This window comes from Mycobacterium ostraviense (genome assembly GCF_002705925.1).
Classification (GTDB): Bacteria; Actinomycetota; Actinomycetes; order Mycobacteriales; family Mycobacteriaceae; genus Mycobacterium; species Mycobacterium ostraviense.
The window spans coordinates 1-268 of sequence record NZ_NKRE01000073.1 but is presented as its reverse complement, the minus strand read 5'-3'; the positions used below and the strand labels follow the sequence as shown (position 1 = coordinate 268).

Here is a 268-nt window from a genome sequence, read left to right as displayed (position 1 = left end):
ATCGTGGGCTTCCTGCATGGTGACTTCGGTACAGATTTCCAGGAACGCCCTGTCGCACAAACTGTTTCACAACGCCTGCCGGTGACGTTGAGGCTCACGGTGGTGGCCGTGGCATTCGAGACGATCATCGGCATCACGGCCGGAGTGCTGTGTGCGGTGCGCCGGGGATCGTTCTACGACAACCTTGTTCTTGTCACCACTACGCTGCTGGTCTCTATGCCCGTGTTCGTGCTGGGCTTCCTGGCGCAGTACCTGTTCGGCTTCAAGC

At 59.3% G+C, this 268-nt stretch carries 1 protein-coding gene; it reads left to right on the top strand.

All coding sequences use genetic code 11. The features are described from left to right. Window positions 1–268, top strand: a 268-nt coding sequence (locus CDN38_RS27965) for an ABC transporter permease subunit (RefSeq protein WP_142361399.1), incomplete at both ends; no start/stop codon positions are given.